10 protein-coding genes are annotated in these 14839 nt (G+C 62.1%); 5 read left to right on the top strand and 5 right to left on the bottom strand.

Features of this window, described 5'->3' with window-relative positions:
- Positions 1-47 precede the first annotated feature (47 nt).
- A complete protein-coding gene (locus IDM28_RS02805) occupies positions 48-386 on the bottom strand; it encodes a hypothetical protein (protein WP_101316388.1) in 339 nt (112 codons plus the stop codon).
- Positions 387-548: 162 nt separating this feature from the next.
- Positions 549-2987, bottom strand: coding sequence for a Lon protease family protein (locus tag IDM28_RS02800; RefSeq protein ID WP_103436004.1), 2439 nt, complete (start codon positions 2985-2987; stop codon positions 549-551).
- 255 nt (positions 2988-3242) lie between these two features.
- On the opposite strand from IDM28_RS02800, the gene IDM28_RS02795 reads away from it, so the two are divergent.
- From IDM28_RS02795 to IDM28_RS02780, 4 genes are all read left to right on the top strand, one after another.
- On the top strand, positions 3243-3731 hold the full coding sequence (locus IDM28_RS02795) for a DUF3015 domain-containing protein (RefSeq protein WP_101316383.1): 489 nt from the start codon (positions 3243-3245) through the stop codon (positions 3729-3731).
- Positions 3732-3806: 75 nt separating this feature from the next.
- On the top strand, positions 3807-5660 hold the full coding sequence (locus tag IDM28_RS02790; protein WP_188035323.1) for a DUF4105 domain-containing protein: 1854 nt from the start codon (positions 3807-3809) through the stop codon (positions 5658-5660).
- A 133-nt stretch (positions 5661-5793) separates the two neighbouring features.
- On the top strand, positions 5794-6150 hold the full coding sequence (locus tag IDM28_RS02785; RefSeq protein WP_103436001.1) for a hypothetical protein: 357 nt from the start codon (positions 5794-5796) through the stop codon (positions 6148-6150).
- A 68-nt stretch (positions 6151-6218) separates the two neighbouring features.
- Positions 6219-6719: a GreA/GreB family elongation factor gene (locus tag IDM28_RS02780; RefSeq protein ID WP_188035322.1), complete on the top strand. Its 501-nt coding sequence runs from the start codon at positions 6219-6221 to the stop codon at positions 6717-6719.
- A 54-nt stretch (positions 6720-6773) separates the two neighbouring features.
- On the opposite strand, the gene gdhA is transcribed toward IDM28_RS02780, so the two are convergent.
- From gdhA to IDM28_RS02765, 3 genes are all read right to left on the bottom strand, one after another.
- Entirely contained in the window at positions 6774-8114 is a 1341-nt protein-coding gene (gdhA, locus tag IDM28_RS02775) for an NADP-specific glutamate dehydrogenase (RefSeq protein ID WP_188035321.1), read from the bottom strand.
- Between the two features lie 232 nt (positions 8115-8346).
- Entirely contained in the window at positions 8347-10014 is a 1668-nt protein-coding gene (gene ettA, locus IDM28_RS02770; RefSeq protein ID WP_103435998.1) for an energy-dependent translational throttle protein EttA, read from the bottom strand.
- 188 nt (positions 10015-10202) lie between these two features.
- Positions 10203-10634, bottom strand: a complete 432-nt coding sequence (locus IDM28_RS02765; protein WP_188035320.1) for a hypothetical protein — start codon at positions 10632-10634, stop codon at positions 10203-10205.
- 249 nt (positions 10635-10883) lie between these two features.
- On the opposite strand from IDM28_RS02765, the gene IDM28_RS02760 reads away from it, so the two are divergent.
- Entirely contained in the window at positions 10884-14714 is a 3831-nt protein-coding gene (locus IDM28_RS02760; protein WP_188035319.1) for an EAL domain-containing protein, read from the top strand.
- Positions 14715-14839 lie beyond the last annotated feature (125 nt).

Here is a 14839-nt window from a genome sequence, read left to right as displayed (position 1 = left end):
AGCCTGCGGTCGGTTGCCGCAGGGTACAAATCGCTCAAGCGGGCGGGTTAGGTTTCAGGATGAAACTGATAGTCGCCCAGATTGCGGCAGCGTTCACCGTTGATCTTGCGCAGTTGCCCTTGCAGGTGCACACACCAGATCTGCGGGTCTTCAGCAACGTGGTAACCATGCAAGGTCAGGCTGTCGACAATCGCGTTGAGCACCGACTCGGCCACCAGCGGTCCATGGAACGGCCCCTGGGCCTTGATCGCCGAGGGCTGTTCACCGGCCATGCCGGCCGCAAACAGCAGCGTCCACATGCCGTTGTCGCCAGACAGCGGACGAATGCTGCATTCAATACGAGTCACCAGGCCAAGGCACTGGCGGGTGAGGCTGAGGTTGCGCATGGCGGCGTCCCCTCCGAGGTAACCATTTCAGCCAATCACTGCAGGCTGTTTCCATCCTGAACGCTGTTGCTCTCCCTAAGTTCCAGCATAGAAGATCAACGGAAAAAGATGGAAAACCGGCGCCGAACGGTAGCACATTGCCTTCAGCGCCGTTTTTTTGACTTACGCCGGTTTAGCTTGAGCGATCATCTCCTCCATACGCTCCTTCTCAGCGTCCTTGATGTCTTCCTCGCTGATCATTTCGGCAATCTCGCTGAGCCGCTCGACCACTCGGGCATTGACACTGCCCTCGGGGAATTCACCGTTCTCATCCGGCGTACCGGCATCGGTGCCGACCAGCAGGCTCAACGCTTCGTCCGCCTGGCTGACCGCGTAGACATTGAACTGACCCGCCTCCACTGCCTGCAGCACACGCTCATCGAGCATCAACGTGGCGACGTTGGCGCGCGGGATGATCACCCCTTGCTCGCCGGTCAGGCCGCGCGCTTCGCACAGGCGGAAGAAGCCCTCGATCTTCTCGTTGACCCCGCCAACCGCCTGCACCTCGCCAAACTGGTTAATCGAGCCGGTGATGGCGAAACACTGCTTGAGCGGCGTGCGCGACAGCGCCGAGATCAGCGTACACGCCTCGCCCAGCGACGCACTGTCGCCATCGACATAGCCGTAGGACTGCTCAAGTGCGATGCTCGCCGAGATCGCCAGAGGGAATTCCTGGGCGTACCGGCTGCCCAGATACCCAGTTAGGATCATCACCCCCTTGGAGTGAATCGGCTGGCCCAGATTGACCTCACGCTCGATGTCGACGATACCGCTACCCCCCGGATACACGGTGGCCGAGATCCGCGCCGGCATACCGAACGCCGAATCACCCACCTCGAGCACGGTCAGGCCGTTGCACTTGCCGATCGCCGCACCTTCTGTGTCGATCAGGATGATCCCGGCCAGCATGTCGTCGAGCACCCGCTGCGAGACGCGCCCGGTACGAGTCGCCTTGGCTTTCAGGGCTCGTTCGATGTGCCCGGCATCAGTCATTTCGCCGTTGGCCAACTGGCGGATGAAGTCCGCCTCACTGACCAACTGGAACAGGTCGCCGATGCGCGCCGACAGGCGTGACTGGTTTTCTGCCAGGCGGGCGCTGTAGGTGGCCAGACGCGCAACCGCGTCGCTGGTCAACGGCGCCATGCCCTCTTCGTTGGTGCGGGTACGCAGCAACTGGGCGAACTGCTCAAGGTTCTCGTCGACCATGGGCATGTCTTCGTCGAAGTCGACCAGCACCCGGAACATCTCCTGGAAGTCCGAGTCATGGTCTTGCAGCGCGTAGTACAGCTGACGCGAGCCAATGATCACCAGTTTGACGTTGAGCGGGATCATCTGCGGCGCGAGGCTGACCGTGGCTACGCGGCCCAGCTCACCCAGCGGCGATTCCATCTTCAGCTTGCGCGACTGCAACGCACGCTTGAGGCCGTCCCAGACGTACGGCTCACCGAGCATCTTCTCTGCTTCAAGGATCAGGAAGCCGCCATTGGCCCGGTGCAAGGCACCTGGACGCAGCTGGCGGTAGGAGGTGTACAGCGCGCCCTGGTCGGTGCTGTATTCAATGCGACCGAACAGATTGTCGTAGGTCGGGTGCGGCTCGAACACTACCGGCGCGCCACCGCTGTTGGGGTGACCGACCATCAGGCTTGGCGCGTAATACTCCTCGAGCATCTTGCGCGCGACCGGGTCGGCCTTGGCGTCATCGACCAGTTCTTCAACCACGGTGCGCAGCAGGTTCAACTGCACCGATTGCAGATAGGCGCAGACTGCTGCGTTTTCAGCGTATTTTTCCGACAGCGGTGCCAACAGCGGCTGCAGTGCCAGGGTGATGGTTTCTTCGTTGAGCTGGCGCAGTTGGTTGTTCGACTCACGCTTCCATTGCGGCAGGCTGGCAAGCTCTTCGTTGAGACGCTCTTCAAGCTGCGAAATGTCGTCGTGGAAGCGCTCGCGCACTTCGTCCGGCAACTGGGCGAACTCCGCTTCGTCCAGTGCCTTGCCGTCGCTCATCGGCGTGAAGGCAACGTTGCTGGCGTCGCGGTACAGGGCCACGTCCTTTTCCAGCGAGGCGCGTTCGATAACGTCCAGGGCACGGTCGTAGCGCTGGTTGAAGGCGCGGTCGATGGCGCTTTTTTTCTGCTGGTAGGACGGGTGCTCGAACACTGCCGGGAAGGTCGCCAGCAGGTTGTCGATCAAACCGTTCATGTCACTGATGAACTCGCCGGCAGTGCCCGACGGCAGCTCCAGCGCACGCGGCTCGCGCATGTCCTCGAAGTTGTTGACGTAGACCCAGTCAGCCGGCGTCTTCTGGCGCTTGCCCTCGGCGCGCAGGTAGCGTTTGACGAAAGAGAAGCGACCGGTACCCGGCTCGCCCATGACAAACACGTTGTAACCAGGGCGCGGCATGGCCACACCGAATTGCAGGGCCTCGACAGCACGTTCCTGGCCCAGGACGCCGCGAAACGGTTCCAGATCGTCAGTATTGGTGAAAGCAAACTGCTCGGGAGAAAAACGCCGGGTCAGGGCTTCAGGCGCAAGACGCAGGCGCGCAGCGACAGGATCGGGCATTGGGTTTCCTTACTTCGGCGGGGCGATGAAAGCATTCTGGCGCTGCCTGACCGCACGTTGCAAGGCTCACCGGGACTTTATGTCGCAGCCAACCTCTGGCAATTACTCATGCAATTTTTTGTAATAAGCCACGCAACCTTTGGATCGTGCCTAAACTCCAACATTGCGCGGGGTAGCATTAAGCTGTTCCGAGCTGGCAAGGAATTGCCAGAACCCCTGACCATTGGTAAGTCTACTAAGAAAGAGAACGAAGCTATGAAACGGATTCTTCTGGGTACTCTGTTCACCGCAATCTCGATCAACGCCATGGCAGAAGCGCCTGGTGGCCCGAACTGCGGCTGGGGCAACATGCTGTTCGAAGGCCAGCGCGGGACTCCTGCTCACTTCCTGGCTTCCACCACCAACGGTACTTCCGGCAACGCCACCTTCGGCATGACCTCGGGCACCAACGGTTGCTCGACCAAGGCCTCGCTGACCTACGGCGGCAAGTCCTGGTTCGCCATGAACGGCATGATGAACGAGCTTTCCGAAGATATGGCGCAAGGCCAGGGCGAAGCTCTGACCACCTACGCCGTGGTTCTCGGCGTTGCACCTGAAGATCGCGCGCACTTCGCCGCGGTTACCCACCAGCACTTCGGCGAGATCTTCAACAGCGCCGACGCCACTGCTGAAACCGTGCACAACAACACCCTCGCGGTGCTCAAAAGCGACCCGCAACTGGCCAAGTACGCTACCGAGGCTTGAGTCCGGCCCTTCCCGCCCCTCACCGGGGCGGGACTGGCATCATCATCGGCATCCTTCAAGAAGTAGTTGCCCGACATGCTCAAACGCCTTGCCCTTCTGGCTCTGCTTGGCAGCGCCCAGCTCAACGCTGCACCCCACATCGACCCTGCGCGCCTGCAACAGCTGGCGGCCACGCCCTACTGGATTGCCCTCGGCCACTACGAGACCGGCAAACTGGGCGGTTGGCGCAGTTATGTCGACGATGCCAAATTCTTCCTCGCCGAAGACGGCGGGCACCATCCCGACCGCGAACTGGCGGCCACTGTACAAGCGTTGTACGCCCCGGCCGGCCTCGGCGACAAGCACGCCCAATGCGTCTACCCCGCGCGCACCCGCTGGCTGCGTGAGCAACTCGACCTGCAAGACCTGCCGCAGCCCGACTGCGCCGAATTCCGCCAGTGGTATCAGTCGGTAGACCCGCACAGCGCAGTACTGATATTCCCCGCGGCTTACCTGAACAGCCCGTCGTCGATGTTCGGCCATACCCTGCTGCGTATCGACCAGGCCAAGACCCGCGACGACGACACCACCCTGCTCAGCTACGCGATCAACTTCGGGGCCTACATCGAAGGCAGCGACAACAGCATTCTCTATGCCTGGAAAGGCCTGGCAGGCGGCTACCCCGGGTTATTCGCCCTGATGCCGTACCAGGAGAAGTTGTCCGAGTATCGCAGCCTGGAAAACCGCGACCTGTGGGAGTACCAGCTGGACCTGACGCCGACCGAGACCGGGCGCATGGTCGAACACGTGTGGGAACTCAAACAGGTCCAGTTCGACTATTTCTTCTTTGACGAAAACTGCTCGTATCGCCTGCTCGAACTGCTGCAGGTCGCCCGCCCCGGGCTGGACCTGACCTCGCAGTTCCCGCTGACCGCGATCCCTACCGACACGGTCAAGGCAGTCAAGCAATCCGGGCTGGTTTCCAGTGTTCGCTACCGGCCCTCGCGTGAACGTGAACTGCTGGCCCGCGCAGATTCGCTCGATCATCAGGAAAAACAGCAAGTGCTGGCCATCAGCGCCGACACTGCGCAGCTGCAGAGCGCCGAATTCAACGCCCTGCCCAAGCCGCGTCAGGCCCTGGTGCAAGACGCCGCCTACCGTCTGGAGCGCTATCGCGCCAACGGCCAGGAACGCGACCCGGCTCAGGCCAAGCGCAGTTTCGAGTTGCTGCAGGCAATCAACCGCAATCCACCTGAGCCACTCGAAGTAGAACGCCCGGGCCTGCCTGAAAACGGCCACCAGTCGCGCACCTGGCAGGTTGGCGTTGGCACCCGTGAAGACCGCGCCTTTGCCGAGTACGGCCTGCGCATGGCTTACCACGACCTCAACGACAACGCCTACGGCTTCCCACTCGGCGCGCAGATCGAGATTCTCCAACTCAAGCTGCGCCAGTACGAAGGCAACGACTGGCAGGTACAGCAACTCGACCTCGCCACCATCCGCTCCCTGACGCCGCGCAACGAGCTGCTCAAACCGCTGTCGTGGCAGGTTGCCGGTGGCCTTGAGCGGGTACCGGGCAAGCATGACGATGAAGTGCTGGTCAGCCACGTCAACGGCGGCGCCGGCGGCACCTGGCAGTTGGCCGACGGCTTGCTCGGCTTTGCCTTGGGCACGGTACGGGTCGAACACCACAACGACTTTGCCGAGTTCATCAGCCCGGCTGCAGGCTTCAATGGTGGCCTGCTCTGGCGCAATGGGCTGGGCAACATGACCGTCGAAGCCAAGGGCGATTACTTCACCAATGGCGAAGTGCGCCGCAGCCTCAGCCTCAATCAGCAGTGGGAAATCAGCCAGGACCTGGGCCTGCGCCTGAGCGCCAAGCGTGAATACAGCCACCTGGCCACTGCGCAAAACGAGGTGATGCTCGAGTTGAAGTGGTACCACTACTGATGCAGCCGGCCCCGGTCTGAGCGCACAGGGTTGCGTTCAGGCCGGGTTTGGCCGTACAGCAATCCAACACTGTTTTGACATCAGCGCGACAATCCGGCGCCTAGACTCTCTCTATTACGTGGAGGTCTGGCACATGTCGCGGTACTGGCTTGGAATCGGAATAGCATTGTTGCTCACGGGCTGCCAGTCAGCTCACGAGCAGATGATCGAGCACGGCTATCCGCCCGCCTACGCCGATGGTTACGGCGACGGCTGCAGCAGCGGCCGCCAGGCGGCGGGCTTGATGGTCGGGGACTTTCGCAAGAACGTGCCGCGTTATCTCGCCGAGCGCCAGTATGAAACCGGATGGGACGATGGCTTTCGGCAGTGCCAGAGCATGCAGGCCAATCAGGATTTGCGTGACTACCGCGAACACTACTGGAACGAGCGTGACCGCGACTGGCAGCAGGAAAAGGATCGCGACACCGCGCGGGCCTACCGTCATAACTAGGCCCCGAACTGCCTTCAACTGAAACGACCAGCCTGTGGCAGAGGTCTCATGCCTGAGGAGGGCCGAGCATGAGCCGAGCATTTGTCAACGAAGACCACGCCGCTGCCCAGGCCGAACAGCCGGTTGAGCGACGGGTCAGCGAGCAACCCAACTACGTCACCGCTGCTGGCCTGCGCTTGCTGCAGCAGCGCGTGGCCGCGCTGAACGCCCAGCGAGAGCAACTGCTGGCAGAGGGTGAGCGTGCCGACAAGCAGCAGGTGGCAAACACCGAAAGCGAACTGCGTTACTTCGCCGCGCGCGTGCAGAGCGCACAGGTGGTGCCACCGGCGACCTCCGAGCAGAAGGTGCAGATTGGCAGCTGCGTGATGTTTATCGATGAGGATGAGCAACCACACAGCGTGCAGTTGGTCGGCGAGGATCAAGCAGACGCCAGGCAAGGCCTGATCAACTGGGGTTCGCCATTGGGGCGCGCATTACTAGGCGCGGCGCCGGGGGATGAAGTCCTGTGGCGGCGCCCGGCCGGGGACCAGATGATCGTTATTACCGCCATAACGCCGGACGCTGTGTAGGAGCGGCCTTGCCGGGGCGCCGGACCGGCAAGGCCGCTCCTACACAAGCGTATGTCAGACCACGCCTTGCGCCAGCATCGCGTCAGCGACTTTGACGAAGCCGGCGATGTTGGCGCCTTTGACGTAGTTGACCTTACCGTCGGCTTCTTCGCCGTAATGCACGCAAGCATGGTGGATCGACTGCATGATGTTGTGCAGCTTGCTGTCCACTTCACCCGCGGTCCACAGCAGGCGCATGGCGTTCTGCGACATTTCCAGGCCGCTGACGGCAACGCCGCCGGCGTTCGAAGCCTTACCCGGTGCATACAGAATGCCCGCGTCGATGAAGATATCCACAGCCTCGAGCGTGGTCGGCATGTTGGCGCCTTCTGCCACACAGATACAGCCGTTGCGCAGCAGAGTCTGCGCGTCTTCGGCGCCCAGCTCATTCTGAGTAGCACATGGCAGGGCGATGTCGCAGGCCAGGGTCCATGGCGTCTGCCCCTTGCGGAACTCCAGGCCGAACTGGATGGCCAGCTCGCTGATACGCCCACGCTTGACGTTTTTCAGCTCCATCAATGCATCCCACTGGGCATCGTTCAGGCCGGCTTCGCAGTACAGCGTGCCTTCCGAGTCGGACAGCGAGATGACCTTGCCGCCCAGGTCCATGACCTTGCGCGCTGCATACTGAGCCACGTTGCCGGAGCCGGAGATGGCCACCCGGCGACCGTCGATACGCAGGCCCTGACGCTTGAGCATTTCTTCGGCGAAGTACACGCAGCCGTAGCCGGTCGCTTCCGGGCGGATCAGGCTGCCGCCGTAGGTCATGCCTTTGCCGGTCAGCACCGAGGTGAACTGGTTGGCCAGGCGCTTGTACTGGCCGAACATGAAGCCGATCTCGCGTGCACCCACGCCGATATCACCGGCCGGCACGTCGCAATCAGCACCAATGTGGCGGTACAGCTCGCTCATGAAGGCCTGGCAGAAGCGCATCACTTCAGCGTCGCTCTTGCCCTTTGGATCGAAGTCCGAGCCGCCCTTGCCGCCGCCCATGGGCAGCGAGGTCAGCGAGTTCTTGAAGGTCTGCTCGAAGGCGAGGAACTTGAGCACGCTGAGGTTGACCGAGCGATGGAAGCGCAAGCCGCCTTTGTAGGGGCCGATGGCGCTGTTCATCTGGATGCGGTAGCCGCGGTTGACCTGGACCTTGCCCTGATCATCGACCCAGGAGACACGGAACAGAATCGCGCGCTCAGGCTCGACGATACGCTCGAGAATGCCGGCTTGCAGGTAGTGAGGGTTGGCCTCGAGGAAGGGCCAAAGCGTACGCAGGACCTCCTCCACTGCCTGGTGGAATTCGGGTTGGCCTGGGTCACGCTGCTGCAGGCGCGCGAGGAAATCGTCGACGGATTCGATCATGCTAGACATCTCACCAAGAGAGGGTTGGACTTATATTTTTTCCCGACTCTATCAAGAACCGCTCGCACTGCAACAGGGCGAAATGTCGTTTTTTTGAAATAAATTGGTGCGTTTTATATAAATGTATACAAAGGACCACGCGGAATGTTTGTGAAAGCAGCCTGACCTTAGCTTAAGCAGGCACAAAAAAGGGGCCCCGCAGAGCCCCAATCTTGTGCAGCGGATGAAGCTGTTACTGCGCCAGCTTCTTGTGGCGAACACGGTGCGGCTGGGCCGCTGCATCGCCGAGGCGTTTCTTGCGATCAGCTTCGTACTCGGTGTAGTTACCTTCGAAGAACAGCACGTTGGAGTCGTCCTCGTAGGCGAGGATGTGCGTGGCGACACGGTCCAGGAACCACCGATCGTGAGAGATCACAATGGCTGCGCCTGGGAAGTCGAGCAGCGCTTCCTCCAGCGAACGCAGGGTTTCGACGTCGAGGTCGTTGGACGGTTCGTCGAGCAGCAGGACGTTGCCGCCTTCTTTCAAGGTCAGCGCCAGGTGCAGACGGCCACGCTCACCACCGGACAGGTCCTTGACGAACTTCTGCTGATCCCCGCCCTTGAAGTTGAAGCGGCCAACATAGGTACGCGCCGGGATCTCATAGTTGCCGATGCGGATCTGGTCGGAGCCGTCGGAAATCTGCTGGAATACCGACTTGCTGCCGTCGAGGTCCTCGCGGCTCTGGTCAACACAGGCCAGCTGCACGGTTTCGCCGATCTCGATGGTGCCCGAGTCCGGTTGCTCTTTGCCCATCAGCATGCGGAACAGGGTCGACTTACCGGCACCGTTACCGCCGATCACGCCAACGATGGCGCCTTTAGGCATGGCGAATGAGAGGTTCTCGATCAGCACGCGATCGCCATAGCTCTTGCTGACGTTCTTGAACTCGATGACCTTGTCGCCCAGACGCGGACCGGCCGGGATATAGATCTCGTTGGTCTCACTGCGCTTCTGGAATTCCTGCGACTGCATTTCTTCGAAGCGTGCCAGACGGGCCTTGGACTTGGACTGGCGGGCCTTGGCGCCTTTGCGCACCCACTCCAGTTCTTCCTTCATGGCTTTTTCGTGAGCGCTCTGCTGCTTGGACTCTTGCGCCAGACGGTCCGACTTGGCTTCCAGCCAGCCCGAATAGTTGCCTTCGTACGGGATACCGGCGCCGCGGTCGAGCTCGAGGATCCAGCCGGCAACGTTGTCGAGGAAGTACCGGTCGTGAGTAATCGCGACCACGGTGCCCGGGAAGTCGTGCAGGAAGCGCTCGAGCCAGGCCACCGAATCAGCATCCAGGTGGTTGGTTGGTTCGTCGAGCAGGAGCATGTCGGGGGCCGACAGCAGCAGGCGGCACAGAGCGACGCGGCGTTTTTCACCACCGGAGAGGTGCTCGACCTTGGCATCCCATGCCGGCAGACGCAGGGCATCGGCAGCGACTTCGAGCTGACGCTCGAGGTTGTGGCCGTCGGCGGCCTGCAGGATCGACTCGAGCTTGGCCTGTTCGGCAGCCAGCTTGTCGAAGTCGGCATCCGGTTCGGCGTAGGCAGCGTAGACCTCGTCCAGGCGCGCCTGGGCGTCCTTGATCACGCTGACCGCTTCCTCGACCACTTCACGCACGGTCTTGGTTGGGTCCAGCTGCGGCTCCTGAGGCAGGTAGCCGACGTTCAGTTCAGGCATCGGACGGGCTTCACCGTCGAACTCTTTGTCGACGCCAGCCATGATCTTCAGCAAAGTCGATTTGCCCGAACCGTTGAGGCCGAGCACGCCGATCTTGGCGCCGGGGAAGAACGACAGCGAAATGTTCTTCAGGATTTCGCGCTTCGGCGGCACGACCTTGCTCAGCCGATGCATGGTGTAGACGTATTGAGCCAAAACCAAGCCCTCTATAGATAGGTGAAGACATCCGAACTACCCGGCTGATGCCAGGGGGATGTGCTTACAGGGTGTCAGTGAACAAAGGCGACCATTCTACGCCAACTGCGGGCGTTGGCCAGATGTCAGGGCTTGAGGTGCAGGGGCTGCTTTGCAGCCCCAATCACACAGCTGTCAAGCCAGCAGCCTCAACCACGCCGCTGCTTGGCCTGCTTGCCTCGCGGCGGGCGATTGCCGGCCTGCTTGACCAGCTGCGCCGCCCAGGCGGCCTTGGCATTGAAGCTGGCCGCAGGCGCTGGCTGGTTCGACACTGGCTGCTTGAGCACCGACGCCAGCGCAGGATTGACCTGCGGCGTGGCTACCGAAGGAGCCGCTGCAGGCAACACCACTGAGGCGACCGCAAAACCAGGCTCACTGGCAGCCTTGGCAGCCTTCGCCGACTTGCGCAGCTCAGCCAGCGACGGGCTCTTGCGCACCACTGCCGCGTTGGCATCAGGTTTGACCAGCGAGCGCTGGCAGGATTTACACGAGACGGCATCGGCCACACCGGTGCTGACCAGGGTCTGGCTGCTGCGCCCGCAGGCGGAATCGAGGCCGTTGAGGGAATAGTGGGTAACCAAAACCGTACATCTCCAGAAGCATAAACAGTCGAGCGGCAGGCATTCTCGCACAGCCAGCCTGGGGTTGCCGAACCGGACCCGATCAACGCATCGGCGACAGGCTGAATGCGGAGCTGGCACTTCGCCACAATTGCAGGCATGCTAGCCGCCTTCATGTGTCCACAACTATAAGTGCGCGCCACTCCAGGCTCAGGCACGACCCATGCATGTTGCGCCCCTGCCGTCGCCGCCCAATTGCAGGACCATCGCTTGACCAATCTCAACCAACCGCCCGTTTTGCGCCCTGCTCCCACTTCGAGCAGTGTGTCCCTGCGCGGCTCGCTCAAGGGCGCGCTGGCCATGCTTGCGCTGGTTTTGCTGGGTTTGCTGCTGTGGCAGCTGTTCGCGCAGTTCCGCCATACCCAGGCTGAAATGCGCGAACACACGGTTGTCGCCAGCGCCAAATTGGCCGACAACCTCAACCTGAATCTGGCGCTCAAGGCTCAGCAAGCGCTGAACCTGGTCCAGCCCTACGTCAAAGCGCCGACGCCTGAAGCATTGCCGTCGCTGCTGCAAACCCTGCAGACGCGCCTGCCTAGCCTGCGCCATGTGGCCTGGTTGAACCAGAATGGCCAGGTCGTGGCCGACAGCCTGGTCGGCAGCCCTGACCGCCAGTTGATTGACGAGTTGCTGCAATTGAATCGCGGCCGCAGCCATTTCTTTGCCAATGCTGCGGACAACGGCACGATCTATCTGCTGCTGCGGCAAACGCCGGAACAAGGCGTCGGGTATTGGCTGCTGCGTCTGAGCCCTGACTATTACCCGGCGCTGACCGAGCATCTGGACGGCCCTGACCACCCGCTCTGGCTGCTGGAAAGCAGCCGCGACGGTGCGGTGCTGGAGCGCCATGAGCCCGCCGCTTCCAGCGGTGAACCGCTACAAAGCGTGATGCTCGCCTTCCTCGATAACAGTACCTGGCAACTGCGCGGCCTGTATGACGAAGGCTTGACTCGCCAGCAACTGCTGCTGCCAATGCTGGGCAAGTGCCTGTTGGTGGTGATCTGTGCGTTGCTGCCGTTGCTGGCACTGATCAACATGCGCCGGCGCCAGCGCGCGCTGCAGGAAGACCGCCGCCGCTATCACGAGATTTTCGAAGGCACCGGGGTTGCCCTGTGCGTGCTCGACCTGTCGAGCCTGCCCGGTCAGCTCGACCGCTATCACCTGCGCAACCTGGCTGCACTGAGGCAGAGCCTGGCGCTGGAACCAAACCTGCGCCGCTCGTTGCTGCAGGAGCTGAAAATCACCGAGATCAACCAGGTGGCGCGCCACTTGCTCAGTGTCGAATGCCACGAAGGCGCCTGGCAGCGCCTGATCGAGGCGTCCGGGCATGGCCGCGAGAGCGTCGGCATGCAGTTGATCGACGCCCTGATCGAACAGCGCGGCGTGCTTGAACTGGAAGTCTGCCTGCCGGCGCCACTGGGAGGCGACCTGCACCTGTGGCTGATGGTGCGCCTGCCACAGCAACGCCGCGATTATCAGGCGGTGATCCTCAGCATCAGCGATATCACCAGCCGCAAGCAGGTCGAGTTGTCGCTGCTGGAGCGCGAAAGCTTCTGGTCGGACGTGGTCCGTACCGTGCCCGATCAGCTCTACGTGCAGGACGTGGCCAGCCAGCGGATGATCTTCAGCAACCGGCATCTGGGCCAGACCCTGGGCTATGACCGCGCCGAGCTGGCGCAGATGGGCGAGCGCTTCTGGGAGCTGTTGCTGCACCCCGAAGACGCCGCGCACTATCGCAGCCAGCTGCAGTTGCAACGCGACAGCGGCCACCGCGAGGCGCTGCACTGCCAGTTGCGCTTCCGCCACCATGACGGCGGCTGGCGTTGCTATGACATCCGCGAGCAGGTGCTGACCCGCGACAACGATGGCCAAGTCACGCGCATCGTCGGCGTCGGCAAGGACGTCACCGTACAGATCGAGGCCAGCGCGTCGCTGCGTGACAGCGAGCAACGCTACCGCATGCTCGCCGAGAGCATCAGCGACGTGATCTTCTCCACCGACAGCCGCTTGCTGCTCAATTACGTCAGCCCGTCGGTGCGTGCGGTGCTCGGCTATGAGGCAGAGTGGATATTCGCCAATGGCTGGCAGTCGGTGGTCGCCAACCCGGCCCAGTTGAGCGGTGTCTACAGCTTGATGGAGCAGGTCAGCAAAGCGATCGATGACCGCGCGCAACTGGCCCTGCTGCGCACCGAGCTGCCGACCCAGCTGTTCCTGTTCGACTGCCTGCGCGCCGATGGCCGCAAGATCCCGATTGAGCTGCGCCTGGTACTGGTGTGGGATGAGCACGAGCGCTTCGAGGGCATCCTTGGGGTCGGCCGCGACATCAGCCAGCAACGCCGTGCAGAAAAAGACCTGCGCATGGCGGCAACGGTATTCGAGCACTCGACCTCGGCGATTCTGATCACCGACCCGGCCGGCTACATCGTTCAGGCCAACGACGCCTTCAGCCGGGTCAGTGGTTATGCGGTCAGCGAAGTGCTCGACCAACTGCCACGCCTGCTCACCGTCGAGGACCAGCAGGAATCGCACCTGCGTTACGTACTCAAGCAACTCAACCAGCGCGGCAGCTGGGAGGGCGAAGTCTGGCTCAAACGCCGTGACGGCGAGCATTACCCGGCCTGGGTCGGCATCACCGCGGTGCTCGACGACGAGGGCGACCTGGCCAGCTACGTGTGTTTCTTCACCGATATCAGTGAGCGCAAGGCCAGCGAACAGCGCATTCACCGCCTGGCCTATTACGACGCCCTGACCCACCTGCCCAACCGCACCCTGTTCCAGGACCGCCTGTACACGGCGCTGCAGCAGGCCGAGCGGCAGAAGTCGTGGGTGGTGCTGATGTTCCTCGACCTGGACCGCTTCAAGCCGATCAACGACTCGCTCGGCCACGCCGCCGGCGACCGCATGCTCAAGGACATGGCCCAGCGGCTGCTCGAGTGCGTCGATGACGACGACACCGTAGCGCGCATGGGCGGCGACGAATTCACCCTGCTGCTGCAGCCGCGCGCCAGCCGCGAGCAAGCCCTGAACCGCGCCATTCATGTTGCCGAGAGCATTCTTGGCAGCCTGGTGCGGCCGTTCGTACTGGAGAACCGCGAGTTCTTCGTCACCGCCAGTATCGGCATCGCCCTGAGCCCGCAGGATGGCAGCGAACTCAGCCAGCTGATGAAAAACGCCGACACCGCCATGTACCACGCCAAGGAGCGCGGCAAGAACAACTTCCAGTTCTACCAGACCGAGATGAACGCCAGTGCCCTCGAGCGCCTGGAACTGGAAAGCGATTTGCGCCATGCCCTCGAACAGAACGAATTCATCCTCTATTACCAGCCGCAATTCAGTGGCGACGGCAAACGCCTGACCGGCGCCGAAGCGCTGCTGCGCTGGCGCCACCCACGCCGCGGGCTGGTGCCGCCGGGCGATTTCATCCCGGTGCTGGAAGAGGTCGGGCTGGTGGTGGATGTCGGTGACTGGGTGTTGCGCGAGTCGTGCCGCCAGCTCAAGGCCTGGCATCAGGCCAAGGTGCGCGTACCGAAAGTGTCGGTGAACATCTCGGCGCGGCAGTTCTCCGACGGCCAGTTGGGCACGCGCATCGCGACCATTCTTGAAGAAACTGGGCTGCCGCCGGCGTGCCTGGAGCTGGAGCTGACCGAAAGCATCCTGATGCGCGAAGTGCATGAGGCCATGCAGATTCTCGACAGCCTGAAAAACCTTGGCCTAAGCATCGCCGTGGATGACTTCGGCACTGGCTACTCATCGCTCAACTACCTGAAGCAGTTCCCCATCGATGTGCTCAAGATCGACCGCACCTTCGTCGACGGCTTGCCCTCCGGCGAGCAAGATGCGCAGATCGCCCGGGCGATCATCGCCATGGCCCACAGCCTCAACCTGGCGGTGATCGCCGAGGGTGTCGAAACCCACGAGCAGCTTGAGTTTCTGCGCGAGCACGACTGCGACGAAGTGCAGGGCTACCTGTTCGGCCGGCCAATGCCGCCGCAGCAGTTCGAAGCGCAGTTCAGCAACGAGACGCTGTTCATGTTCCAGTGAGCCGAGCGGCATGTCCGCCCGGTCATTTTACGACGTGAATGGCATTGGTCTGCGACATGACGCCAGTTCATATGCCACGCCTCGGCCAATCGGTTAGAATGCACACCCAATTCAGCCCCGATCCT

It is taken from the genome of Pseudomonas sp. EZ-C24 (assembly GCF_014525325.1).
Lineage (GTDB): Bacteria > Pseudomonadota > Gammaproteobacteria > Pseudomonadales > Pseudomonadaceae > Aquipseudomonas > Aquipseudomonas shirazensis.
The sequence above is the reverse complement of the archived record's forward strand: the minus strand, read 5'-3'. Positions and strand labels throughout refer to the sequence as shown.

Bases quoted from the DNA above. Each gene is read 5' to 3' on its own strand.
- IDM28_RS02805 (WP_101316388.1), bottom strand. From the start codon at position 386: ATGCGCAACCTCAGCCTCACCCGCCAGTGCCTTGGCCTGGTGACTCGT.
- IDM28_RS02800 (WP_103436004.1), bottom strand. From the start codon at position 2,987: ATGCCCGATCCTGTCGCTGCGCGCCTGCGTCTTGCGCCTGAAGCCCTG.
- IDM28_RS02795 (WP_101316383.1), top strand. From the start codon at position 3,243: ATGAAACGGATTCTTCTGGGTACTCTGTTCACCGCAATCTCGATCAAC.
- IDM28_RS02790 (WP_188035323.1), top strand. From the start codon at position 3,807: ATGCTCAAACGCCTTGCCCTTCTGGCTCTGCTTGGCAGCGCCCAGCTC.
- IDM28_RS02785 (WP_103436001.1), top strand. From the start codon at position 5,794: ATGTCGCGGTACTGGCTTGGAATCGGAATAGCATTGTTGCTCACGGGC.
- IDM28_RS02780 (WP_188035322.1), top strand. From the start codon at position 6,219: ATGAGCCGAGCATTTGTCAACGAAGACCACGCCGCTGCCCAGGCCGAA.
- gdhA (WP_188035321.1), bottom strand. From the start codon at position 8,114: ATGATCGAATCCGTCGACGATTTCCTCGCGCGCCTGCAGCAGCGTGAC.